The sequence below is a fragment of the Arthrobacter sp. D5-1 genome, assembly GCF_017357425.1.
Classification (GTDB): domain Bacteria; phylum Actinomycetota; class Actinomycetes; order Actinomycetales; family Micrococcaceae; genus Arthrobacter.
This window is the reverse complement of record NZ_CP014571.1, coordinates 3810113-3833976: the sequence shown is the minus strand read 5'-3', so window position 1 is coordinate 3833976 and position 23864 is coordinate 3810113. Positions and strand designations below refer to the sequence as shown.

The window sequence follows — 23864 nt, the reverse complement described above, 5'->3', positions numbered from 1 at the left end:
GGTCAACCTATGGGGGCCTAGATGGCGTCCTTCAGCAACACACCCAGCAGCGTGATGGCGGCTGCCTTGTCCAGCGGGTTGTTCTTGTTACCGCATTTGGGGGACTGGACACAGGACGGGCAGCCGCTGTCACACTCACAGGCCTGGATGGCTTCTTTGGTTGCAGTCAACCAGATCTTGGCCTTTTCAAAGCCCCGCTCAGCGAACCCGGCGCCACCTGGATGACCGTCGTAGACGAAAATCGTGGGCACACCGGTGTCGGCATGGAGGGCAGTGGAGACGCCGCCGATGTCCCAGCGGTCACTGGAGGCAACCAAGGGAAGAAGCCCAATGGCGGCGTGTTCGGCCGCATGAAGCGCCCCCGGGAACTCGGCTTCCACCAGACCTGCCCCATGAAGAGAGCGGTTATCCACCACAAACCAGACGGCCTTGGTAAACAGGTCACGGGCGCCCAATTCCAAGGGTTCTTCACCGAGGATCTCGTTGGAAATCAGGGCCTTGCGTTGGAAGGAGACAACTTGCGTGGTCACTTTGACGTCGCCGAAATGCACGGTGATGTCGCCCCACTGGACCGAGCGCGACGTTTCGAGGACCTCAATCTGGGTCACGTCGCGCGCCGTGGTGTAGAAGTCGGGGTTGACCCGGCGCACCATCACGCAATGGTCGGCTTCGTTGAGGTCCTCCACCAGGTAGCTTTCACCTTGGTGGACGTAGATCGCACCCGTGTGGGCCTGATAGTGGGTTTGCGGCGAATCCATGGTCCCCAGGAGCGATCCTGTTTCGGCATCAACGATACTCACCGGACCGCCTCCGTCCGCCCGGAGATTCACCATTCCGGCAGCACTCTCCGGATGGGTCCAGAACCAACCAGCAGGCCGTTTGCGGAGGTATCCCTGGACCACAAGACGGTCCAGCAGCCCCTCGGAGGTGGGGCCAAACAGATCGAGCTCGGCCGGCCCGATCGGCAACTCAGCGGCCGCGGCACACAAATGGGGACCAAGCACGTACGGATTGCCGGGATCAAAGACGGTGGCTTCCACAGAGACGTCAAAGATGGCCTCGGGATGGTTCACCAGGTACGTGTCCAAGGGGTCGTCGCTGGCCACGAAAGCGGCGATGGCATCCTGTCCTGCCCGCCCGGCCCTGCCAATCTGTTGGAAAAGCGAAGCCCGGGTGCCCGGCCATCCAGCCACCAGCACCGCATCCAGCCCCGAAATATCGATGCCCAGTTCCAAGGCCGAGGTACTGGAAACGCCCAGCAACTGACCGGACCTCAGGGCTTGCTCCAAGGCCCGGCGCTCTTCGGGCAGGTACCCGGATCTATAGGCAGCAACCCGCCCCGGCAGGCTGGGGTCCACCTCGTCGAGGAGTCTTTTGGTGATGGAGGCAATGGACTCGGCTCCGCGGCGCGACTTGATGAATGCGATGGTGCGCACGCGCGAGGACACGAGGTTTGCCAGAATGTCCGCTGTTTCGGCTACGGCGGTCCGCCGCTGTTTGGCCCCGTTCTCACCCTTGACGTCCGTGAGCGCCGGCTCCCAAAAGGCAACTGTGGTGGACCCGTGGGGCGAGCAGTCCTCGGAAACCTCCCTGACAGGGGCGCCGATGAGCCGGCCAAAAGAAACGCCGGGGTCGGAGGCAGTGGCAGACGCGGCAATGAACACCGGCTCGGGGAACGTGTTTCCTGCACCGTAGTAGGCGCAGATCCGCCGGAGCCGCCGCATCAGGTTGGCCACATGGGAGCCGAAGACACCGCGGTAGCTGTGGGCCTCGTCCACAATCACGTAGCGCAGCCGACGGAAGAACTTTGCCCACCAGGTGTGGTTGGGCAGGATTCCGAAGTGCAGCATGTCCGGGTTGGCCAGGATGAAGTTCGCGTGATCACGGATCCAACGGCGCGACGCAACGTCGGTGTCGCCGTCGTAGGTCTCTGCTCTTACGGTGGGCAGCTTCAGCGAGCGGATCGCGGCAAGCTGGTCGGCCGCCAGTGCCTTGGTGGGGGACAAGTACAGGGTGACGGCACCGTCGTCGTGGATCTTCCCTGGGTCGGCCAGGACTCGCAATTCGGAACGGTGTATCGCGTCCAAAGCCGGCAGTTGGTAGGCGAGCGACTTTCCGGATGCCGTTCCAGTGGCGATGACCACGTGCTGTCCGGAGTGGGCGAGGTCGGCGGCCTGGACCTGGTGCCGGTACGGTTCGCGGATCCCCAAGGCCTCGTATGCCCCCACGACGTCGGGGTGGACCCAGCCCGGCCACGGCTCGTTGACGGCCTTCCTGGCGGGAATGGTATGGACATGGCGCAACTGCTCAGGGTCCGGCGTCCGGCCCAGCAGGGAGATCAATGAATGAGGTGCAGCCACCGAATCATTCTGTCATTGTGCGGGCACGCCGACGGCGGCACCCGAGGGCGTCGCCGTCGAACTTGGCTCAACCAGCCGTCGGAAGCAGAAGCTACGCTCCTGAAAGGTCCGATCCTTCGGTGCCGCTGGCGGACATCATGAGAACGTGGCACACCACGTCCCAGCCAAGATGGGAGTAGAGCTTCTGGCCGTCCAGGGATGCCAGCAATAGCCCGTTCTCCACATCATGCGAGAACGCCTGGGCGGCGAGGGCCTTCATGATAAAGCTTCCCAGCCCACGGCGCTGGAAGTCCGGTTCGGTGACGATTTTGTCGAAGACTGCAGTACCGTCCACTACGAAGACCCGTCCGCTGGCGGCCACCTGCTCGCCGGAATGGACCACGGCGTAGTGGACTCCGTTGGATTCGGAGGTAGCGAGTTCAAGGTCGTCGTCGGGCAGCCACGGATCCTCGGAATCCTGGGTTTCCATGTCCACGATCATCATGGTTTGCGATGCGGACGTCACGGTCAGCCCGTGCTGTTCAGCCAGGTACTTGTACCGTTGGACGTCGTTGGTGAGGACCGTCAGGATCCGGGTGGGGGCTTCTGCGGTCTTGGCCGCAAGGGCGGTGAACTCTTCGTCCGAGGGATCGTGGGCAAAATACTCCCAGTCACCGGTTTTGTCGGCGCGAAGCGCAGCAGGGAAGCGGCCTTCTTGGCGTGACTCATAGCCGCGGCAGCCGGACCAGCCGGCTACCCAGACTTCCAAAAGGTGCGCAATGTCTTCAACCAAGGCGTCTGGACTCATGTAGAGAGAGTATGCCAGCGCATCATGAAGCAACAGAGCCGGATCAGCCCCGGAATGCTTGCTTATGGAATTGTGACTTCTCCTATCGGCAGGCGCGGTGCCGGACGGGCCTGAAGCGTGGCCGGTCGGCGATTTTACTGCACCAAGTACCCTTGAATAGTGGCTTTGAACCGAATCGTCCTCTTCTATGGCTTTACCCCGATCGCCGACCCCGACGCCGTGCGTCTATGGCAGCGTGCCCTGTGCGAAAAACTGGGCCTCACCGGTCGGATCCTCATTTCGAAGGACGGCATCAATGCCACGGTGGGCGGCGAGCTGAACAACATGAAGCAGTACGTGAAGACCACGCGTGAATATAAGGGCTTCCATGGGATCGACTTCAAATGGTCGGAGGGAAGTGCCGCAGATTTCCCGCGTCTCAGCGTCAAGGTCCGCGATGAAATCGTGTCGTTCGGTGCTCCCGGGGAACTCAAGGTTGATGACAACGGCGTGGTGGGCGGCGGCAAGCACCTCCAGCCGGAGGAACTCCACGCGCTGGTGGAGGCAAGGAAGTCCAGTGGCGAGGACGTGGTGTTCTTTGACGGACGCAACGCGTTCGAGGCACAGATCGGCAAGTTCAAGGATGCGATCGTTCCGGACGTGGACACCACGCACGACTTCATCAAGGAACTGGATTCGGGCAAGTACGACGACCTCAAGGACAAACCGGTCGTCACCTATTGCACCGGTGGAATCCGCTGCGAAGTCCTATCCAGCCTGATGGTCAACAGGGGCTTCAAAGAGGTCTACCAGTTGGATGGCGGGATTGTCCGCTACGGAGAAACGTTCAAGGACAAAGGGCTCTGGGAAGGTTCCCTTTATGTCTTCGACAAGCGCATGCACGTCGAGTTCAGCGAGGACGCCAAAACCATCGGCGAATGCGTCCGCTGCGCTGCCCCCACCAACAAGTTCGAGAATTGCTCCAACCTCAGTTGCCGCACTCTGACCCTGTACTGTGCCGAATGCGCCTCAAGCCCGGAAACGCTGCGCTGCCCCGGAGGCTGCGAAGCCGCTTAGCGCGGTCTCAAAGCCTGCTCACACGGTAGGCGAAATTGGCATCGGACCTGGACCCGACGGTGATGGACAGGATGGCGTCCTTGTCCAGTTGGACAACGCTGACCCGCGCGTTGGCGCACCCCAACGTCAGGTCCACCAGAGCCACATCGTTCAGCGTCACGGCGAACGTGACCCGGCGGGTGCCACGGCATGCCAGCGTCACGGCGTATGTTCCTCCGGGCAGCTGCACTGTTTGCTCGGACTTGGACTCACCGGGGTTCAGATAGCCGCTGCTGGAGTAGAACGACTGACCTTGCGACTCAGGCAGCGCAGCCTTTGCCCATTCTTCCAGGGCATCGCCGCTGACGGTGTCTTCCAGCGCCGGATCGGGTGGAAGGGCGACGTTTCCTGCAGTGGAGGTGGCGGTGGCCTCCGGCCTGCCGCCGTCCTCATAGGTGTATTCGCAACCGGCTACGCCTCCGCTCAGGACAACGAGAAGCACGACGGCGGCCCTCGCCAGCCGCTGTGACATCACCGAGCAAGCTGCCTTGCTGCCCATGCACTGACTTTACGCCCGGGCGGCCGCTGTCTGAAGGCTTGTTGGAGGAAGAATCCGGGGGCTTCTAGCCTGCCGTCGGAGCCAGGTGATAAGCGTAGATCAGTGGGGCATCGACGCTGCTGGTCGAGATGTTGAGGGGGCCGGCAGCAGGCACTTTGATTTTCACCACATCGAGGCTGCCGTTGCATGCTGCAGCCGCATCGGCGATTTTGTTTCCGCTCAAGGAGACGGCGAAGTAGGCCTTGCCGCCGCCGTCGCACGCCATGGTGAGCGTATAGGTCCCGGCGGACACGCTGGGCGATTCCTTGACCAAGGGGTCCCGGTTGAGGATCTTGCCGGAGTCCTCCAAGACCGCGCCGCTTGCTGCCGGGAGGACCTTTTCCTTCCAAGCGGGAACGTCTGCATCTGCGATGTTGACCGGCGCCTGGCAGGCGGCGACCCCCAGCAGGACACCAGCGGCCAGGGCACCAAGGCCCGCGCGGCGCCTTGTGGAGGAGAAGTTGAGCATGATTCCACGCTACCGGGTTCCAGCGGCGTCCTTTGTCCACATAGCCCGGTAGGGGACCACCCGGCCCGGGAGGCCGCCCCTACACTTGCAGGGTGACTGACACTGCATTCCTGTTTACCGCCGGCAACACTGACGATGCTCCCCGAAGCGACCAACCCGCACTGCTCCAGGTGCTTGCCCGGGACCTTCTCGCCCTCTCCTACACCGTGGATGGCGTGGCTGCCCTGCTGGGGGAGTCGGCGTCAGCAGCGCTTGGCAGGGACCAAGTGGTTCCTGCGCTCCTGGCCACCGAGCGGTTGAAAGACTCGCACGATCCCGCGGTCCGGTCGCTGGCTGTGATTGTCCGTCTCTGGCTTCTGGCCGTCCCACAGTCCGTGGCCGACGTTGACTCCGCCCTGCCCGGAATCCGTACCCAAGGACTCGTGGAGCTCGGCTTGGCCGCTGTGGATGGCGAGGTCGTCCGGGTCACGGTAGACCTGCGACCGTACGGTTGGGACGCGAATGCAGACGGCAGCGGTGGCGCCGAACTCTGGGTCGCCAGTGACCTCGCAGCCCACCAACAGGCGGGAGTCCTGCGTCATGACCATGTCCTGGGCATTGGCCGCGCCTCCACAACGCTGGTCCAAACCACTTTCAGGCAACACACCAAACGCGCCCTGGACCTGGGGACTGGCTGCGGGATCCAGACTTTCCACCTGCTGCACCATTGCGAGCACGTTACAGCTACGGACATCTCCCCAAGGGCACTGGCATTTACCCGGTTCAATCTGCTGCTGAATGCGGCGGAGCTTGACCTGGATCCCCAGAACTTGGAGAGCCGGGTAAGCCTTCGCCTGGGATCGCTCCTGGACCCTGTGGAGGGTGAACAGTTCGGCTTGGTGGTGTCCAACCCTCCCTTCGTGATCACACCCAGGACGGGCGGGGAATTGTCGTCGGACCAGTTCACCTACCGCGACGGCGGACTTCCGGGTGACGGGATCGTGGCTTCGTTGGTGCAATCACTCGCCAGCGTCCTGGAACCCGGCGGCACCGCACAAATGCTGGGCAACTGGGAGGTTACCGAGGGGTCGGACTGGAAGGACCGTCCCAATGCATGGCTCAAGGACTCGGGTCTTGACGTGTGGTTCATCCAGCGCGAGCAAGTGGATCCGGAACAGTACGCCGAGACCTGGCTGCAGGATGCCTCCCAGAACCGTGACCGTGAGCAGTACAAGGAGTCGTACGCTGCATACCTGGACGACTTCGCCTCCAGGAACGTGGAAGGGGTGGGCTTCGGCATGATCTGGCTGCGCCGCCCTGGGCCAGGACACCGGTCCACCATCAGCCGCTTCGAAGAGATCACCTATCCCATCGAACAACCCATCGGACCGCATCTGGGCGCGGCCGTGGAACGGGCCGATTGGGTGGCCGCCACCCCGGTGGCCGACGCGCATCTGGTTGTAGCGGAGGACGTAACCGAAGAACGCCACCAGCGACCCGGAGCTGCCCATCCTGGTGTCATTCTCCTGAGGCAGGGTGCAGGCCTCCGCAGGACCAACCTGCTCAGCACGGAGCTTGCAGGGTTCGCCTCTGCCTGCGACGGAGAGTTGTCGGTCCGCCAGATCGTGGCGGCCCTGGTCTCGCTGTTGGGAGGCGACGAGGACTTTGACGAGGATGCTTTCACGGAGGGCCTGTACAGGGATGTCACCAACCTCGTCCTTGAAGGTTTCCTGCTTCCGGACCCGACGCAGACCAGCGAATGAGCAGCGACGCGACGCCGCCGGCGATGAACTCCGATGGTCCCGCAAGTGACCCTGACTACACTGATCAAGTGATTGCGAACAACGAGACATCCCAAACGTCAGGCGACGTTCCGCGGCGGAAGCGGGCCGAGAAGACGGTTGAGATCACCGATCCCAAGGCTATCCGCGCCTTGGCGCACGCTGCCCGCATCGAGGTCATCTCTGAGCTTTACGCCACCCAGGTGAGCCACACAGCAACCGAACTCGCTGCCCGGACCGGCCTGACCCCCAGCGCCATGAGCTACCACCTCCGCGCCCTCCAGAAATGGGGAATCGTGGCACCGGCCGAAAACGCCGGTGATGCACGCGAGCGGCGTTGGAAGGCTGCCGGAACAGACTTCACCATCTCGGGAGGCAGTGTCGCCAGCCCAGAGATTGCCGTGGTTGACCTGGAGCTCGATGCGTTCCGTCGACGCGCTTCTGCCTTCGCGAAAGCCCGGGGGGAGCGCCGCCAGCGTGGTGAAGGGGGAGACGAGCCGGTATCGGTGGTCCTCTCCAGCAACCTGCTTTATCTCACCAACCCGCAACGGAAGGAACTGGCGGACAGAATCCGCGAGGTCGTGAGGGAGTACGAACTCGAGGATCCCACGCAGATTCCGGAAGGTGCCGAACGTGTGGCAACCTTGTGGTCAATGATCCCGGATGACCGCGTGGCGCCCGGGCAATAACCCTCCGGCCTGGTCACCGAATGACCGCCCTGGTTTCCGTACCAAAACGCAGGATTCTGCAAACTATGGTGAACTAGGCCAATATGGGCACCAGCCCAATTACACATTTTTTCTGTAGGAGCACCGTGCCCAGCAAGGCAAAAACCGGCAAGAAACTCGTGATCGTGGAGTCTCCCGCCAAGAGTAAGACCATCGCCAAGTACCTTGGCGAAGGCTTCATCGTCGAGGCTTCCATCGGCCACATCCGGGACCTCCCGCAGCCGTCTGATCTCCCTGCAGAACTGAAGAAGACCTCGCTGGGCAAGTTCGCCGTCGACATCGAAAACGACTTCAAGCCGTACTACGTTGTCTCCCCGGACAAGAAGAAGAAGGTTGCCGAGCTAAAGGCCCAGCTGAAAGACGCTGATGCGCTCTACCTCGCAACCGATGGGGACCGCGAAGGCGAGGCCATCGCGTGGCACCTCCTGGAGGTCCTGAAGCCCAAAGTTCCCGTCTATCGCATGACCTTTGGCGAAATCACCAAGGAAGCCATCCACCGCGCCATGGACAACCTGCGCGATGTGGACACCGCTTTGGTGGATGCCCAGGAAACCCGCCGCATCCTCGACCGCCTGTATGGCTACGAGATCTCTCCTGTCCTGTGGCGCAAGGTTGCCCGCGGGCTTTCGGCCGGCCGTGTGCAGTCCGTGGTGACCCGTATGGTGGTGGACCGAGAACGTGAACGCATGGCCTTCCGGGCAGCCTCCTACTGGGACCTCACCGGCCAGTTCGGTGCTGACTCCGGTTCCTTCAAGGCCAAGCTTGCTGCTGTGGACGGTTCCAAGGTTGCCAGTGGCCGTGACTTCAATGACAACGGCCAGCTCACCTCCTCCACAGTGGTGCACCTCAACGAGGAACTGGCCACGTCCTTGGCCGCGGGCCTGGAAAACGCCGAATTCCGCGTACGCTCCGTAGATACCAAGCCGTACACCCGCCGTCCGGCCGCACCGTTCACCACATCGACGCTGCAGCAGGAAGCCGGCCGCAAGCTGCGCTTCTCCTCCAAGAGCACCATGCAGGTAGCCCAGCGCCTGTATGAAAACGGCTACATCACGTATATGCGTACCGACTCGTCGGCGTTGAGCGATGAAGCCCTCACGGCATCCCGCCGCCAGGCCGCCGAGCTCTACGGCCCTGAGTACGTGCCCCAGAGCCCCCGCGTGTACGCCAACAAGGCAGCCAACGCGCAGGAAGCGCACGAGGCCATCCGTCCCGCAGGAGACTCTTTCCGCACCCCGGCACAGGTTGCCAAGCAGCTGAGCGGCGATGAGTTCCGGTTGTACGAGCTCATCTGGAAGCGCACCGTCGCCTCGCAGATGGCCGACGCCAAGGGCTCCACCGCCACCATCCGCCTCGGTGCGGTGGCGGCAGACGGACGCGACGCCGAATTCTCGGCTTCCGGTACCGTCATCACCTTCCCCGGCTTCCTGGCGGCCTATGAAGAAGGCAAGGACGAGAGCCGGGGCGACGACGAGTCGGACGAAGCCCGTCGCTTGCCCAATGTTGCCAAGGGCGACTCCCTTAAAGCATCGGAAATCCAGGCTGTGGGACACGAAACGTCGCCACCGCCGCGGTACACAGAAGCATCGCTGACTGCTGAACTGGAAAAGCGGGGCATCGGCCGTCCGTCCACTTATGCCTCCACGATTTCCACCATCCAGGACCGCGGTTATGTCCGGAAACAGGGTTCCGCCCTGGTTCCGAGCTGGATCGCTTTCTCGGTGATCCGTTTGCTGGAACAGCACTTCACGGACTACGTGGACTACGAGTTCACCGCGGACATGGAAGGCGACCTGGACAAGATCGCCAATGGCCAGGCCGCAGGCGCTGCCTGGCTCAAGCACTTCTACTACGGTGAAGACGCCGATCCGGGCCTGCTGAGCATCGTCAACAACCTCGGCGAAATCGACGCCCGCGAGATCAACTCCGTGCCCATCGCTGACGGCATCACACTCCGCGTAGGCAAGTTCGGGCCCTACCTGGAAAGCTCGATCCCCACCATCGACCAGAAGACCGGCGAGGTAGTTGAGTCCTCTCGGGCCAACGTCCCCGAGGAACTTGCCCCGGATGAACTCACGGCAGCCAAAGCCATTGAGTTGATGGAGACTGCCGCCCCGGAGGAACGCGTCCTGGGCACTGATCCCCACACCGGGCACACCGTGGTGGCCAAGAACGGCCGTTACGGGGCATACGTCACCGAGATCATCCCGGAGATGACCGAGGAACAGCTGGCAAACCAGCCGGTTGAGTACTACAAGAACGGCAAGCCGAAGCCGCCCAAGAAGCCCGTCAAGGCCAAGCCGCGCACAGGTTCGCTGTTCAAGTCCATGACCGTGGACACGGTTACCCTTGACGAGGCGCTGCAGCTCATGAGCCTGCCGCGGGTACTCGGTGAGGATGCTGATGGGAACCCCATCACGGTGCAGAACGGCCGCTTTGGTCCGTACCTGAAGAAGGGCACGGATTCCCGCTCCATCGGTTCGGAAGAGGAAATCTTCACGATTACCTTGGAACAGGCACTGGAGATCTATTCACAGCCCAAGCAGCGGGGAGCCCGTGCGGCTGTACCGCCGCTTGCCGAGTTCGGCCCGGACCCTGTTTCGGAAAAGACCATCGTGGTGAAGGAAGGCCGGTTCGGCCCGTACATCACAGACGGCATCACCAACATCACGGTCCCGCGCACCACCTCGCTGGAGGAACTGACCCGGGAACGCGCCGTCGAACTTTTGGCTGAAAAAAGGGCCAAGGGCCCGGTCAAGCGGACCACCACCCGCAAAGCGCCGGCCAGGAAGACCGCAGCCAAGAAGTAGCTTCAGCGAAGGCCGGGACAGCATGCGCGAATTGCGTCCCGGCCGGCATCGTGGTCGAGTAGAACCATGACTGAACAGACTGTTTCACCGGACAACGAACCCTTGAACGACCTCGAGGCGAAGCTCGCCTCGGCCGAGCAGCCGGACGCCAACCCGGTGGATGTCATCCTCGCTTTCCTCAACAACGAGGTCTACCTGGTCAGCTCCGAAGCCGTGGACGGCCCTGACTCGTCGGTGGAGCCGCTGGTGCTCTCCAACGCCGACGGCCAGCCCGTCCTGGCAGTCTTCAGCCACCCGAGCCGCGTCGATGAGCGCTTCCTCGAAGCAGCCCCGCACGTCCTGGGCACCATGGGCTCGGCGATCCTCGGCAACATCGGTGATGAACTGGGCATGGTCATCAACCCGGGCAGCGAGTTCGGCTTCGAAATTGATCCCGAAGGCATCGCCAACATCCGCCGCGACTTCAAGCGCGCTGACGAAGTAGGGGAGCCCACGGAATAGGGCGGACCAACCATCCGGCCACTCTTCCGTCGACGAAACGTCGTCGCCAAGTTGCTTCACGGGCTTCGAATCGGTGAATAATGGCAGAATGCGTCTTGGCGTTCTAGACATCGGTTCCAACACCGTCCATCTGCTGCTTGTGGATGCTCATCCGGGCGCGCGTCCGGTGGCTTTCGCATCCCATAAACGTCCTCTGTCCTTGGTGCAATACCTTGACGGTGACGGCAACATCAATGACGCCGGCCAGCATGAGCTCATCGAGTTTGTGCTGGAAGCCTGGGAGTTCGCGGCCAGCCACAAAGCGGAGGACCTCCTGGCGTTCTGTACGTCCGCCATCCGCGAGGCCACCAACGGCCCGGAGGTCCTGGCCAGGGTGAAACACGAAACCACGGTGACCCTCCAGGAACTCACGGGCAGTGAAGAAGCCTCCATGACCTTCTTCGCTGTACGCCGTTGGTATGGTTGGGGCGCAGGGGCCATCCTGGACCTGGACATCGGGGGCGGCTCGTTTGAGATGGCCTACGGAACGGACGAACTCCCTGAGTTCGCCACCTCCGTTCCCCTGGGTGCCAGCCGCCTGACGCGGGACTGGCTCCACGATGATCCGCCAACAGCCAAGAGCGTCAAGGAACTGCGTCGCTACATCCGTTCCACCCTGAAGCCTGTGGTCCGCAATTTCCACGAGCTGGGACGCGCGAACCTGGTCGCGGGCACCTCCAAGACCTTCCGCTCGCTGGCCCGCATCGCCGGTGCCGCTCCCAGTGCAGCTGGACCATACGTGAAACGCGAACTCCACGCAGCCGACCTCGGCCTTTGGGCCCAGCGCATTTCCGCCATGACGGTGGAGGACAGGCTGTACCTCCCGGGTGTCTCGGATGCCCGTGCCCGCCAACTGTTGGCAGGCGCACTGGTGGCCGAGGCTGCGCTGGAGCTCTTTGAGTTCCCCACCATGGAAATTTGTCCATGGGCGCTGCGGGAAGGCCTGATCCTGCGGCGACTGGACCAGCTGGTGTTCGAAGAGGCCCTCGACCCGGCTCCACATGTGGGCAAGCGGAAGAAGGACAAGTCCAAAAAGAAAGCAGCCAAGGACGGTGCCAAAACGGTGGAAAAGAACGAGCCCCACCCCGGAATCAAGGAATTTCCTGTCCCCGTAAACACCCCGTCCCCTGCACCAATCCCAGCCCCCGTGGCAGGCGGGCTGGCCTCCTGAGATGAGCAACGACGTCGAACCTGAAGTGAATGACCGCCAGATCCCCGTAGCGCTGTCCAGCGCGTCCGTCTACCCCTTGAGCGTCCACGACGCTTTTGCCGTGGCGCAGGACCTGGGGTACGAGGGCGTGGAGGTGATGGTCACCAACAACGCGGTGAGCCAGAACCCGGACGCCCTCATCCAATTGAGCCACCGCTACCACCAGGAAATCGTCTCCATTCACGCGCCCACCTTGCTGCTGACGCAACAGGTGTGGGGCACCGCGTGGAACAAGATCGAGAAGTCGTGCCAGATGGCCGCGGACGTTGGTTGCGACACCGTAGTTGTCCACCCGCCGTTCCGCTGGCAGTCCAACTACGCAGAGAATTTCGTGGAAGGCGTGCGGGAGATCGCGGCCATGTACCAGGTGCATATCGCCGTGGAGAACATGTACCCGTGGCGTGTCCGCGGACGGGAAGCGGTGGCGTACCTGCCGCACTGGGATCCACTCGGCCAGGATTACGACGACGTCACGTGGGACTTCTCGCACGCAGCCACTGCGGGGGCCAACAGTTTGGAAGCCATCAAGGCGCTGGGCAGCAAGCTCCGGCACGTCCACCTCACGGACGGGTCGGGGTCCGGCAAGGACGAGCACCTGGTGCCCGGTACCGGTACGCAGCAGTGCGCGGACGCCCTCCAGCATTTGGCATCCACGGGTTTCGACGGCGTGGTGGTGGCGGAGATTTCCACCCGCAAGGCGAAGGTAGCGGGGGAGCGTGAGGAAATGCTGGCGGAAACACTGCGCTTCGCGCGGCAGCACCTGAGCGTTCCGCTGCTGCGCAGCGTAGACAACTAACGGCGTCGAGCGCTGATCCTTAGTCTGTCCGCCTGACGCGCCCTTCACGGGTGTGTCAGGCGGCTGACTGCGGGACGACGGCAGCCGTATCAGCGGTTAAAAGCGAAAGCACCGGCGGCCGAATCGGGAAATGGGGGAAAACCCGCCCGGCCACCGGTGCTTGTGGCGGACATCCCCATGCCCGCCTCATCACTCGCACCCTCAATGAGGTAACTACTAAGTTACGGACCAACCATGAGTGCTGCCTGCAATAACCTTGTGAGCAAGCTGGGAATCTGGAATCCGTTAGACCCCGTCCAAGGCCAACTGCCATGATGGAGCCATGAGCAACCGAATCGCATTCCTTGGCTGTGGATCCATGAACGAAGCAATCCTGGGAGGCCTGCTCGCCGCAGGGACGGACCCGTCAGACATTGTCGCCACCGTCCGCCGGGCTGAGCGGGCCGATGAACTCGCCCAGCGCCATGGCGTCATGGCCATCGCGGGCGAAGAGGAGCCTGACAACAACAAGCTGGCCACCAAGGGCTCCGGCATGGTCATCCTGGGCGTCAAGCCGGTGGGCATCCTGGACCTGGCTCGCGAGATCAGCCCGGCCCTGGCGAAGGACACGATTGTTGTCAGCGTCGCCGCAGCGGTTTCCATCGCCCAGCTCGAAGCAGCGCTGCCTGACGGCCAGCCGGTGATCCGGACCATGCCCAACACGCCTTCAAGGCTGGGCCGCGGTGTCATCTCTGTCTCGCCGGGAACCCATTGCACGCCTGAGCAGCTCGAAAAAGCCAAGACGGCGCTGGCTGGTGCCGGCACTGTGGTGGAGATTCCCGAAGAACAGGTGGACGCGCTGTCCGCCATCAGCGGTTCCGGCCCGGCCTACGCGTTCTATCTGGCCGAGGCCATGGCTGCGGCCGGCGTCGAGCTCGGACTGGACCAGGAGCTGTCCGTCATGCTGGCCCGCGAAACCGTGGCAGGCGCCGGGTTCATGCTGGCCGAACCGGGCGCGGATCCCACCGCACTTCGCGTCGCCGTCACCAGCCCGAAGGGAACCACCGAGCGGGCCATCATGGCCTTCGACGACGGCGGCATGCCCAGGATCATCGCCGACGGTGCCCGCGCCGCTGCCGCCCGCGCAGCAGAAATCACCAAGCAGCTGGGCTGAATACTACGGGCGGGCTGCGAAGCGCTCCAGCAAGTCCACGTGTCCGGACACGATCAACATATCGTGGCCGGACACTTTGGTTTCCGGCCGCGCGTAGGTGAAGTCCTCGCCCGGGGTTTTCACGCCGACAATGGTTACGCCGTACTTGGACCGGACCTTGGATTCCTCCAGGGTGAAGCCCACGGTTTCCTTGGGCGGGTACATCTTGACGATCGCGTAGTCGTCGTCGAACTCGATGAAGTCCAGCATGCGTCCGGACACCAGGTGCGCTGCACGGACCCCGGCGTCGGCCTCGGGGTAGATCACGTGGTTGGCGCCGATGCGGGTGAGGATCTTGCCGTGCGAGGGCGTGATGGCTTTGACCCACAGATGCTGGATGCCGAGGTCCACCAGGTTCACGGTGATGAGCACCGAGGACTCGATGGACGTGCCTACGCCTACTACGGCTGAGCTGAATTCCTGGGCGCCGAGCTGGCGCAGGGCGTCGATGTTGGTGGCGTCGGCCTCCACCACGTGCGTGAGCACGGGCGCCCACTTTTGGACCAGGGTGCGATCGCGCTCGATGGCCAGGACTTCACGGCCCTGCTTGACCAGCTGCTCAGCGGTGGCGGATCCGAACCGGCCGAGGCCAATGACCAGCACTGGTGCGTTGTGTGCGGGGCGGTTGGCAGCCCCCGTGGTACTAGCCAATGATTGGCCTCTCTTCCGGATAGTGGTACAGCTGGCTGCGCTGGCGCAGGGCCAGGCCGGCGGCAAGGGTTACGGTGCCGACGCGGCCGGCAAACATCAAAGCGGTGAGGACATAAACGCCCGACGGCGGCAGCTCGGCGCTGAGGTTGGTGCTCAGTCCCACGGTGGCGAAGGCGGAAATGGATTCGAAGAGTACCCGGTCCAACGACGCTCCGCTGATGGAGAGCAGCAGGAACGCGGCCACTGATACCAGGGTGGCGCCGGCAACGATCACCGAGATGGCCACGCGCATGGTGCCTTGGGGGATGGTGCGGCCATAGACTTTCACGTCGGCGTCGCCGCGGGCTTCGGCCATGATGGCCAGGAACATGACGGCGATGGTGGTCACCTTGATGCCGCCCGCCGTGGACGCCGAGCCGCCGCCGGCGAACATCAGGGCGTCGGTGAGGAGCATGGTGGTGGATTCCATGTGGTTCTGGTCCACCAGGTTGAAGCCGCCCGACCGCGTCATCACGGACGCGAACAGCGAATGGGTGATCTTGTCGCCAAGGTCCATGGTGCCGATGGTCCGAACGTTGTCCCACTCCATCAGGCCCCACAGGACCGTGCCCGCTGCCAGCAGGATGAACGAGACCTGGATGGTGAGCTTGGTGTGGAGGTTCCACTTTTTCCAATTGAGCCCGTTCTGCTGGAGCACCATCACCACAGGGAAGCCCAGGCTGCCCAGGAACACGCCCAACATCAGCGGGATGAGGATCCACAAATCGGTCTCGTACGGGACGATGCCATCGGAGTGCGGCGTGAATCCGGCGTTGTTGAACGCGGAAATCGAATAGAAGACGCCGTGCCACACGGATTGCCAGAAGCTCTCACCGAGCACCATGAAGCGGGGAATCAGGACGATGGCCAAGGCGGCCTCGATCACCACTGAGGTCACGATGACGATCCGGAGCAGGGTACCCACTTCACCGAGCCGGCCTGCGTTGTTCATGGCTTCCTGGGCGATCAGCTTGCCGCGCACGCCCAGCCGCTTGCTGACCATGAGAGCCAACAGCGAGGCCAAGGTCAAGGTGCCCAGACCACCTACGAAAATACCGATCAGGATCACCAACTGGCCGAAGAAGGTCCAGTGCGTGGCCGTGGAAACCACTGTCAACCCGGTGACGCAGACGGCGGAGACCGCCGTGAACATGGACTGGTGCAGGGGCGTGACAGTGCCTGCCGCAGAAGCAGCGGGCAAGGACAGCAGGCCGGTGAAGACCAGGATCACTACAGCGAAGACGGTCAACGCCAAGCGGGCCGGTGACGTGTTGGCAATGTTGTCGATGAAGTCGCGCACGCGGGTAAAGATCCAGAGACCTTCCCGCTCCTGCTGGTTGGTTTGCCAGTTGGCCGGGCTCGTGGACCGCGACTGGCTTTGAGACATGGCGCTCTTCCTCGGTTGAACAAGCTTTCCTGAGTAGTAAACCACTATTCCCGCGGCGTAACCGGGCAGTAGGGCCCGTCAGGCTCAGGTAGCCTGTTCTGGATGAACTCCAGGCTTGGGACAACGGCTTCCAGCATTACGCGCTCCGCACTGCCAACGACGGTGGTGTGGGACCCAGCCATGACTGCCTACAATTTTGGCCCCGGCCACCCCATGGCACCGCAGCGGCTGGAACTGACAGCGCGGCTGGCCGAGTCCCTGGGCCTGTTCGGACACCAGCATGTGGCCGTCGAGGCACCCGCTGTGGCATCCGACGTCGAACTTTTAACGGTCCACAGTGCCGGCTACGTTGAGGCCGTTCGACGCGTCAGCGAGGATCCGTCCACTCCGGAGGAGGGCCGTGGACTGGGCACGGAGGACGATCCCGCGTTCGCCGGGATGCATGAGGCCAGTGCCCGCCTTGCCGGTGGGTCGCTGCTGGCCGCTGACACCATCCTGTCGGGTCGGGCCGTCCGCGCCGTGAACTTCAGCGGCGGGATGCACCATGCTGCACGCGAGCGGGCCAGCGGTTTTTGCGTCTACAACGACGTCGCGCTGGCCATCCAAAGGCTGCTCGACGGCGGGGTGCAAAGGATCGTCTGCATCGACGTCGATGCGCACCACGGCGATGGGACGCAGAGTATCTTCTGGAACGATCCCCGCGTCATGACCATCAGCCTCCATGAAACAGGCCTTTCGCTCTTCCCCGGCACCGGCTTTGCCAACGAAACCGGTGGCCCGGACGCGCCCGGGACCGCGGTCAATGTAGCGCTGCCCACTTTCACGGGGGACGCGGCCTGGTTGCGGGCCTTCCATGCCGTGGTCCCGCAGCTCGTGGGTGCCTTCCAGCCCGAGGTGATCGTGAGCCAACACGGCTGCGATTCCCATCGGGACGATCCCCTGACCCACCTGACCCTCAGCATCGACGGACAGCGTGAGGCGGCGTCCGCCGTCGCAAGCCTTGCCGCCCGCTATTGCGACAACCGTTGGATCGCTACGGGCGGTGGCGGCTACGACGTCACCGGTGTTGTGCCGCGCGCATGGAGCCACCTGATCGGGATGGTGACGCAACGCCCAGTGCCGCTCAGCACTCCGGTGCCCGAAGCTTGGCGGACCTATGTGCGCGAAACCTACGGCGTGTGGGCTCCGGAGTCCATGGGCGACGACGTGGACGTGTGGTGGCGATCCTGGGAGGTGGGCTACGACCCCGCGGACGAAGTGGACCGGACCATCATTGCCACACGTAAGGAAATCTTCCCCCTGTACGGCCTGGACCCCTGGTTCGACTGACGTTTGGCTCCAGAAAGCTACAGCCCGGTCCTCTCCGTCTGGAAAACCACCCCGGCGGCCCCTACCAGCCACCCGAGCAGCGAGAGCGCGAACGCGCCAATGAGGTCCGTGGAGGCCTGCCCCTTGAAGAGCCACAGCACCAGGACCAGCATGCCCATGGTCATGTAAACCATGATCGCGAAGATCACCCGCCCGGAAAGCCTCGTGGCCACGTCGGCCGGGCTGACCAACGGGCTGGGAGCTCCGGCGTCGGCATTGTCACGTTTGACCTCGGAAATGGTGAAGCCAAGGGCCGACGCCGTGAGTGAACTCAGCGACGTTGCCAGGACTCCCGCGGCGGTCACCAAGGCGCCGTTCAACTCCGGAGATTCGGCCGTTCCTGTGGGCACCCATGTCCCCACCCGCACCAGGACAGTGGTCCATACGAGGACAAACAAGGCGAGGAACACGCCGGCAATGATGTCAAAGATGCGACGCCGGAAAAATTCAGTCATGGCCATGCACCCCGTGCTTGTGGCGGCCGGGGCCTGGGAGCCCGGACGGACCGTGTCTCCGTTGTAGCATCGGCCCACCAATGGGTCAACGATTTGGTACCCGTCGCGGCAGGAAACAGGGATGCCAATTGGCGTATATGTCGCTAGGGTGGGAGGCATGGTGACTGACGACGTATTTGCCGTCATAGCTGAGGCAACCAGACGCGACATCCTGGTCTCCCTCCGCTCTGGGGATAAAGCAGTAGGCGAACTGGTGGAAGAACTGGCTGCAAGCCAGCCCACGATCTCCAAGCATCTGAAGGTGCTCCGCGAGGCTGATCTGGTCAGCATGCGCGCGCAAGGCCAGAAGCGCTTCTATGCCCTGAATCCCAAGCCGCTTGCCGGCGTCGCGAGCTGGCTTGAAACGTTCGACGTCGGAACCCCGGCTCCCGCCGTCGTCGTGCCTGATGCTGAGGCGACTTCAGCGGCTGCCGCCACGGACGTGCCCGCCGCTGTGGCTCCCGCCGTAGCCGCCGTCGCGTCAGTCCCCAACCGCGCCGACGCCATTGGCCAGGCCGTCAAGGTCCACGCGAGTGGAACGCCCGTCTCCCTTGACCCCGCCTCCGACGACACCGTTCCCCAGCAAATCGGCCGCACCGTAGGCCGCGCTGCCACTAAGGCTGCTGACCTCCTGGCCAACCTTCCGAACCTGCCCAACCTTCCCAAGTTCGGGCGTAAGCGGTAGCGCAGCCCTACTTAACGTGATCCTCGTCACATTGTGAGTTTTTGTTTACCTTGCGTTTCCTTGTGTTTTCAACGATTTTCTACAGTTGTGTTAACTCAGCGGTGAGGGTCACATTGGCTCCGGATGGAGATCCCATCTCCCTCGATGCAACCATGAGCGGGACTGATCGTCTCGCCGCGGGTCGGCGCACTGAGGATAGGAACACGCATGGATTCAAGGCTCGAAGCTGTCCGCGACACCGTGTTGGCACGGAACCCGGGCGAAAAGGAATTCCACCAGGCCGTCACTGAGGTCTTCGAAAGCCTCGGCCCCGTGCACGATCGCCATCCTGAATTCCTTGAGGGCGCCGTCCTGGAGCGTCTTTGCGAGCCGGAGCGCCAGATCATCTTCCGCGTCCCGTGGACCGACGACGCCGGCCGCGTCCACGTGAACCGCGGCTTCCGGGTGGAGTTCAACTCCGCGCTCGGTCCCTACAAGGGCGGGCTCCGCTTCCACCCCTCGGTGTACTTGGGAATCGTGAAGTTCCTCGGCTTTGAGCAGATCTTCAAGAATGCACTCACCGGCATGCCCATTGGTGGTGGCAAGGGCGGCTCGGACTTCGATCCGCGTGGACGTTCCGATGCCGAAATCATGCGCTTCTGCCAGTCCTTCATGACCGAGCTGTACCGGCATATCGGTGAATACACCGACGTTCCCGCCGGCGACATCGGTGTGGGCGGTCGCGAGATCGGCTACCTCTTCGGCCAGTACAAGCGGATCACCAACCGCTACGAATCCGGCGTCCTGACGGGTAAGGGCATTTCCTGGGGCGGTTCCCTGGTTCGCCCCGAGGCCACCGGTTACGGCACGGTGATCTTCGCCCAGGAGATGCTCAAGACCCGCGGCCAGTCCTTCGACGGTCAGCGCGTAGTGGTCTCCGGTTCCGGCAATGTGGCCATCCATGCGATCGCCAAGGCCCAGTCCCTCGGTGCCACCGTAGTGGCCTGTTCGGATTCGGCCGGTTACATCGTGGACGAGGCGGGGATCGACGTCGCGCTTCTGAGCCGGATCAAGGAAGTGGAGCGCGGCCGCCTCACGGAGTACGCCGCGCGCCGTAATGGGGCCAGCCATGTTGTCGGCGGTTCGGTGTGGGACGTCAACGGCACCGTAGCGTTGCCGTGCGCCACCCAGAACGAGCTCGACGGCGATGCTGCCGCCAAGCTGGTCAGCAACGGTCTGATCGCGGTTGCCGAAGGTGCCAACATGCCCTCCACGCGGTCCGCGGTATCCGTGTTCCAGGAAGCCGGGATCCTCTTCGGGCCGGGCAAGGCCGCCAATGCCGGTGGTGTGGCGACGTCAGCCTTGGAGATGCAGCAGAATGCCAGCCGCGATTCATGGTCCTTCGAGCACACCGAGCAGCGCCTCACCGAGATCATGGTGGGCATCCACGACCGTTGCGCCGCCACCGCTGATGAATACGGTGCGCCCGGGAACTACGTGGTGGGCGCCAACATCGGCGGCTTCGTCAAGGTGGCCGACGCAATGCTGGCCCAGGGCCTGATCTAGCCCCCTTACCCAACTGAGCAACAGCAACTGTCGCAATGAACGCTCATTGCGACAGTTGCTGTTACTTACATGGGTGCGGTCAGCGCTGGAGCAGCCGCACGTGGTCCGGGTTCAGGTCCGCTACCTTGCTGACGCCCAGCAGCGCCATGGTCCGGGTCATGTCCTTCTCCAGGATCTGGATGGTGCGGTCCACGCCTTCGCGTCCACCGGCCATGAGGCCGTAAAGGTATGCGCGGCCGATCAGGGCAAAGTCCGCGCCCAGGGCGAGGGCTGCAACGATGTCCGCGCCGCTCATGATGCCTGTGTCCAGCATGACTGCGGCCTTGCTGTTGTCCGCCTTCAGTGCCGTGGTGACCTCCGGCAGCAGGTGGAACGGGATGGGTGCGCGGTCGAGTTGGCGGCCGCCGTGGTTGGACAGGATGATGCCATCCGCGCCGTGGTCCACTACCTTGCGGGCGTCTTCCACGGTCTGGATGCCCTTGACTACCAGCTTGCCCTTCCAGGTTTCGCGGAGCCAGTCCAGGTCCTCGTAGGTCAGGGTGGGGTCGAACATCGAATTGATGAGGTCTGCCACGGTGCCGGTGTAACGCGAAAGCGAAGCGAAGGTCAGGGGCTCGTGCGTGAGGAAGTTGAACCACCAGGCCGGGCGGTAGGACGCATCCAGGACGGTTTTGATGGTCAGCGCCGGCGGGATGGTCATGCCGTTGCGGACATCGCGAAGGCGGGCGCCGGCAACCGCAGTGTCCACGGTGACCATGAGGGTGTCGTTGCCGGCTTTCGCTGCGCGTTCGATCAGTTCCAGGGAGCGGTCGCGGTCCGTCCACAAGTACAGCTGGAACCAGTTGCGGCCGTTCGGTGCAGCCGTGGCAACGTCTTCGATGGACGCAGTGCCCATGGTGGACAGGGTGTAGGGAATGCCTGCGGCTTCAGCGGCCTGCGAGCCGGCGTACTCGCCCTCGGACTGCATCATGCGCGTGAATCCTGTGGGAGCGATGCCGAACGGCAGGCGTGATTCCTTGCCCAGGATGTCGGTGCGGAGATCGATCCTGGAGACATCGCGCAGTATGCCGGGACGGAACTCGATGTCCTGGAAGGCCTGGCGGGCGCGGCGGAGGGTGATCTCTTCTTCGGCGGCACCGTCGGTGTAGTCGAAGGGCGCCTGCGGGGTGCGGCGCTTGGCGATGTCCCGCAGTTCCCAGATGGTGCTGGCGCGCTTGAGTCGGGCAGTCTTGCTGAATTCGGGCTTCTTGAACTGCATGAGCGGAGCCAGGTCGGAAACCTTGGGGACGCGGCGCTTCAGTGCCGGCGGAAGCACGACGGCGGGACGCGGCTGGGGCGGACGTGTCACGTTTTCGTCGCTCCCGGCGTTGGCGGGCGCGGCCGTGATTTTGGGATCGAGGGTGTCGGTCATGCGGTGCTCCCTTGAATTCTGTGGTCTTACCACTGTGGTCTAACCACACTGTAATCCATGTGGTTGGACCACATCAACTAGTATTCCGTTATGCGTACCCACGAGTTGGTCCTGCAATGGATCGAGAAGCAGCTGTCCGATGGAGACCTTGCCCTCGGCGGCAGGCTCCCGGGTGAACGCGCCATGGCCGAGCAATTGAAGGTTTCCCGGACCTCCGTGCGCGAGGCAGTCCGCATCCTTGAGGCGATGGGCGTGGTCCGTGCCGGCGTGGGGTCCGGAAAAGACGCCGGGACCGTGGTCATCGCTGAGCCTGGCTCTGCACTGGGTTCCACGCTGAGGCTGCACGTGGCAACGCGCCATCTTCCCGTGGCGGACATCGTGGAGACCCGCGTCCTGCTGGAATCCTGGGCGGCTGAAAGGGCCAAGGTGGGGGTGCCGGAGCTGGAGGAAGCGGCGGAGCTGCTGGAGCAGATGGACGCCGCCCCGGATATCGATACTTTCCTTGCCTTGGACGCCCGCTTCCATGTGGCGCTCGCGCAGGCTGCCGGCAATGCCGTGGTCAGCGCCATGATGGCCTCGCTCCGGGGCGCGATCGAGAACTATGCAGGTGAGCTGACCGGGAACCTTCCCGACTGGAACGCGACGTCCGCAAGGCTCCGGGCCGAGCACCGCGCCATCCTTGACGCTGTGAACAATCACGACGGCGGCAAGGCAGCCGAGCTGGTGGCCGCCCACATCCAGGGTTTCTACAAAGAAGCCGGAGTGGGCGCAAATTCCTCATCCCGGTGACACTCAAGGCCAATGTCCGCGCGTGACATGGGCACTAAGTGTCAGCTTGCGGGCTTGAGGGCGGGCGCTGCGGTGCTCTTGCGGATTTCCACCCTGGGCGAGAACTCGTCCTGCGCCTGGGTGGTGGCTTCGCCGGCTTGCTGGATCTGTTCGCGCATTCTCCGCCAAGCGAGGCTTCCGAGCTCGTTGATGGGCACGGCAGCAGTGGTCAGCGGGGGAGTGGTGTATTTGGCGAAGGGGATGTCATCGAAGCCTGTCACGGAGATGTCCTCCGGAACCCGCACCCCGCGCTCATGCAGGCCGCTGAGCAACCCCATGGCGACGAGGTCGTTGAAGGCCAGGATTCCGGTGGCACCACTGGCAATGATGGCCTCCGTGGACTCATGGCCGGAATCGAAGTTGGATCCACCGTGGAGCATCTGCAGTTCGATCTCCGGATGCTCGGCGCGGAACTGGTCCAGGCCCACCAGGCGTTGGCGGTTGGAAGCGCTGTGCTCGGGGCCGGACAGGAAAACGAGGCGGCGGTGTCCCAGGGAGACCAGATGCTGCGCCAGTTCCTGGATGCCCTGCCCGTAGTCAACGCTCAGGCTCGGAGTGTTGGTGGCGATGGTGGTGCGGTTGATGAGCACCAGCGGGTGCAGGGTGGGCGCCAGCTCTTCAAGTTCGGCGTCGGCCATGCGGGGTGCGCAAAGGACCACGCCATCGCAGCGGCGCCGGGCTTCGCCGGCCAGGATGGCTTCCTCGCTGGTGACTTCGGACGAGTCGGCAATCAGGACGCGGTAACCATCCTGTGCGGCGGCGATACTGAGTCCGCGGAGGATGGCCTGGAAGGTGGGGTTGGCCAGATCCGGAACCACGATGCCGATGGTGTCCGTCTTTCCCAGTGCGAGGCTGCGCCCCACCGGGTTGGGCTGGTACTTCAATTCCGCTGCGGCTGTCCGAACCCGCGCCGCGATTCCGGGATCCACTGCGGCGTTACCGTTCATGACGCGTGAAACGGTGGCGTGAGAGACGCCGGCCTTCTCCGCGACATCAGCTATCCCGACGCGCCTGTTGGTGTTCCTGCGTGCCATGTGGCCCCTTCCCATTGGTCGTCCCCCGAATGCGCCGTCGTTGGAGCAGTGGTTGACGTGACCACCAGAGTCTTGATACAAAGCTTATAACGCTCTGAGAAAACGCTTTCTCATGATTCTTCCCATACGAAGCCGAG

At 63.4% G+C, this 23864-nt stretch carries 21 protein-coding genes; 12 read left to right on the top strand and 9 right to left on the bottom strand.

The features are described 5' to 3' along the window. Positions 1–17 precede the first annotated feature (17 nt). Positions 18–2360, bottom strand: coding sequence for a DEAD/DEAH box helicase (locus AYX22_RS17620; protein WP_207594549.1), 2343 nt, complete (start codon positions 2358–2360; stop codon positions 18–20). A 91-nt stretch (positions 2361–2451) separates the two neighbouring features. Further along, the gene (locus AYX22_RS17615; protein WP_207594547.1) at positions 2452–3147 is read right to left on the bottom strand and encodes a GNAT family N-acetyltransferase; all 696 of its coding nucleotides are present in this window, start codon (positions 3145–3147) and stop codon (positions 2452–2454) included. Between the two features lie 159 nt (positions 3148–3306). Here AYX22_RS17615 and AYX22_RS17610 point away from each other — a divergent pair, with 159 nt between their 5' ends. Beyond that, positions 3307–4203: a rhodanese-related sulfurtransferase gene (locus AYX22_RS17610; protein WP_089596116.1), complete on the top strand. Its 897-nt coding sequence runs from the start codon at positions 3307–3309 to the stop codon at positions 4201–4203. 7 nt (positions 4204–4210) lie between these two features. Here the strand turns inward: AYX22_RS17610 and AYX22_RS17605 are convergent, their stop codons facing one another. Together AYX22_RS17605 and AYX22_RS17600 are read right to left on the bottom strand one after the other, a co-directional pair. After that, positions 4211–4741, bottom strand: a complete 531-nt coding sequence (locus tag AYX22_RS17605; protein WP_207594545.1) for a hypothetical protein — start codon at positions 4739–4741, stop codon at positions 4211–4213. A 64-nt stretch (positions 4742–4805) separates the two neighbouring features. Then, positions 4806–5249 (bottom strand): hypothetical protein, encoded by a 444-nt coding sequence (locus AYX22_RS17600; protein WP_207594543.1) that lies wholly within the window; start codon positions 5247–5249, stop codon positions 4806–4808. Positions 5250–5341: 92 nt separating this feature from the next. Here AYX22_RS17600 and AYX22_RS17595 point away from each other — a divergent pair, with 92 nt between their 5' ends. From AYX22_RS17595 to proC, 7 genes are all read left to right on the top strand, one after another. Then, positions 5342–6991, top strand: coding sequence for a methyltransferase (locus tag AYX22_RS17595; RefSeq protein ID WP_207594541.1), 1650 nt, complete (start codon positions 5342–5344; stop codon positions 6989–6991). Beyond that, positions 6988–7698 (top strand): winged helix-turn-helix domain-containing protein, encoded by a 711-nt coding sequence (locus AYX22_RS17590; RefSeq protein ID WP_207594539.1) that lies wholly within the window; start codon positions 6988–6990, stop codon positions 7696–7698. The genes AYX22_RS17595 and AYX22_RS17590 overlap by 4 nt, the downstream gene beginning before the upstream one ends. Positions 7699–7823: 125 nt before the next feature. Continuing rightward, complete coding sequence (topA, locus tag AYX22_RS17585) at positions 7824–10547, top strand: type I DNA topoisomerase (protein ID WP_207594537.1); 2724 nt, start codon at positions 7824–7826, stop codon at positions 10545–10547. Between the two features lie 66 nt (positions 10548–10613). Further along, complete coding sequence (locus tag AYX22_RS17580; protein WP_207594534.1) at positions 10614–11048, top strand: SseB family protein; 435 nt, start codon at positions 10614–10616, stop codon at positions 11046–11048. A gap of 88 nt (positions 11049–11136) precedes the next feature. After that, positions 11137–12258: a Ppx/GppA phosphatase family protein gene (locus AYX22_RS17575; protein ID WP_207594532.1), complete on the top strand. Its 1122-nt coding sequence runs from the start codon at positions 11137–11139 to the stop codon at positions 12256–12258. Between the two features lies 1 nt (position 12259). Continuing rightward, a complete protein-coding gene (locus AYX22_RS17570) occupies positions 12260–13093 on the top strand; it encodes a sugar phosphate isomerase/epimerase (protein WP_207594530.1) in 834 nt (277 codons plus the stop codon). 322 nt (positions 13094–13415) lie between these two features. Then, complete coding sequence (proC, locus tag AYX22_RS17565; protein WP_089596108.1) at positions 13416–14246, top strand: pyrroline-5-carboxylate reductase; 831 nt, start codon at positions 13416–13418, stop codon at positions 14244–14246. A gap of 3 nt (positions 14247–14249) precedes the next feature. Here proC and AYX22_RS17560 read toward each other — a convergent pair whose 3' ends face one another. Continuing rightward, positions 14250–14936, bottom strand: a complete 687-nt coding sequence (locus tag AYX22_RS17560) for a TrkA family potassium uptake protein (protein ID WP_026541351.1) — start codon at positions 14934–14936, stop codon at positions 14250–14252. Next, entirely contained in the window at positions 14929–16362 is a 1434-nt protein-coding gene (locus AYX22_RS17555; protein ID WP_089596106.1) for a potassium transporter TrkG, read from the bottom strand. Before AYX22_RS17555 ends, AYX22_RS17560 begins: the two co-directional genes overlap by 8 nt. A 102-nt stretch (positions 16363–16464) precedes the next feature. Between AYX22_RS17555 and AYX22_RS17550 the strand changes: the two genes are divergently transcribed. Continuing rightward, positions 16465–17691, top strand: coding sequence for an acetoin utilization protein AcuC (locus AYX22_RS17550; protein WP_207594528.1), 1227 nt, complete (start codon positions 16465–16467; stop codon positions 17689–17691). 17 nt (positions 17692–17708) lie between these two features. On the opposite strand, the gene AYX22_RS17545 is transcribed toward AYX22_RS17550, so the two are convergent. Next, positions 17709–18185: a hypothetical protein gene (locus tag AYX22_RS17545; RefSeq protein WP_207594526.1), complete on the bottom strand. Its 477-nt coding sequence runs from the start codon at positions 18183–18185 to the stop codon at positions 17709–17711. A 157-nt stretch (positions 18186–18342) separates the two neighbouring features. Between AYX22_RS17545 and AYX22_RS17540 the strand changes: the two genes are divergently transcribed. Together AYX22_RS17540 and gdhA are read left to right on the top strand one after the other, a co-directional pair. After that, the gene (locus AYX22_RS17540) at positions 18343–18909 is read left to right on the top strand and encodes a metalloregulator ArsR/SmtB family transcription factor (protein WP_207594524.1); all 567 of its coding nucleotides are present in this window, start codon (positions 18343–18345) and stop codon (positions 18907–18909) included. Between the two features lie 207 nt (positions 18910–19116). Further along, the gene (gene gdhA, locus AYX22_RS17535) at positions 19117–20454 is read left to right on the top strand and encodes an NADP-specific glutamate dehydrogenase (protein ID WP_207594522.1); all 1338 of its coding nucleotides are present in this window, start codon (positions 19117–19119) and stop codon (positions 20452–20454) included. Between the two features lie 79 nt (positions 20455–20533). On the opposite strand, the gene AYX22_RS17530 is transcribed toward gdhA, so the two are convergent. Further along, positions 20534–21865, bottom strand: coding sequence for an alpha-hydroxy acid oxidase (locus tag AYX22_RS17530; protein ID WP_278251936.1), 1332 nt, complete (start codon positions 21863–21865; stop codon positions 20534–20536). A gap of 90 nt (positions 21866–21955) precedes the next feature. Here AYX22_RS17530 and AYX22_RS17525 point away from each other — a divergent pair, with 90 nt between their 5' ends. After that, positions 21956–22654: an FCD domain-containing protein gene (locus tag AYX22_RS17525; RefSeq protein WP_207594520.1), complete on the top strand. Its 699-nt coding sequence runs from the start codon at positions 21956–21958 to the stop codon at positions 22652–22654. A gap of 41 nt (positions 22655–22695) precedes the next feature. Here the strand turns inward: AYX22_RS17525 and AYX22_RS17520 are convergent, their stop codons facing one another. Next, complete coding sequence (locus tag AYX22_RS17520) at positions 22696–23727, bottom strand: LacI family DNA-binding transcriptional regulator (RefSeq protein ID WP_207594519.1); 1032 nt, start codon at positions 23725–23727, stop codon at positions 22696–22698. Positions 23728–23864: the final 137 nt, after the last annotated feature.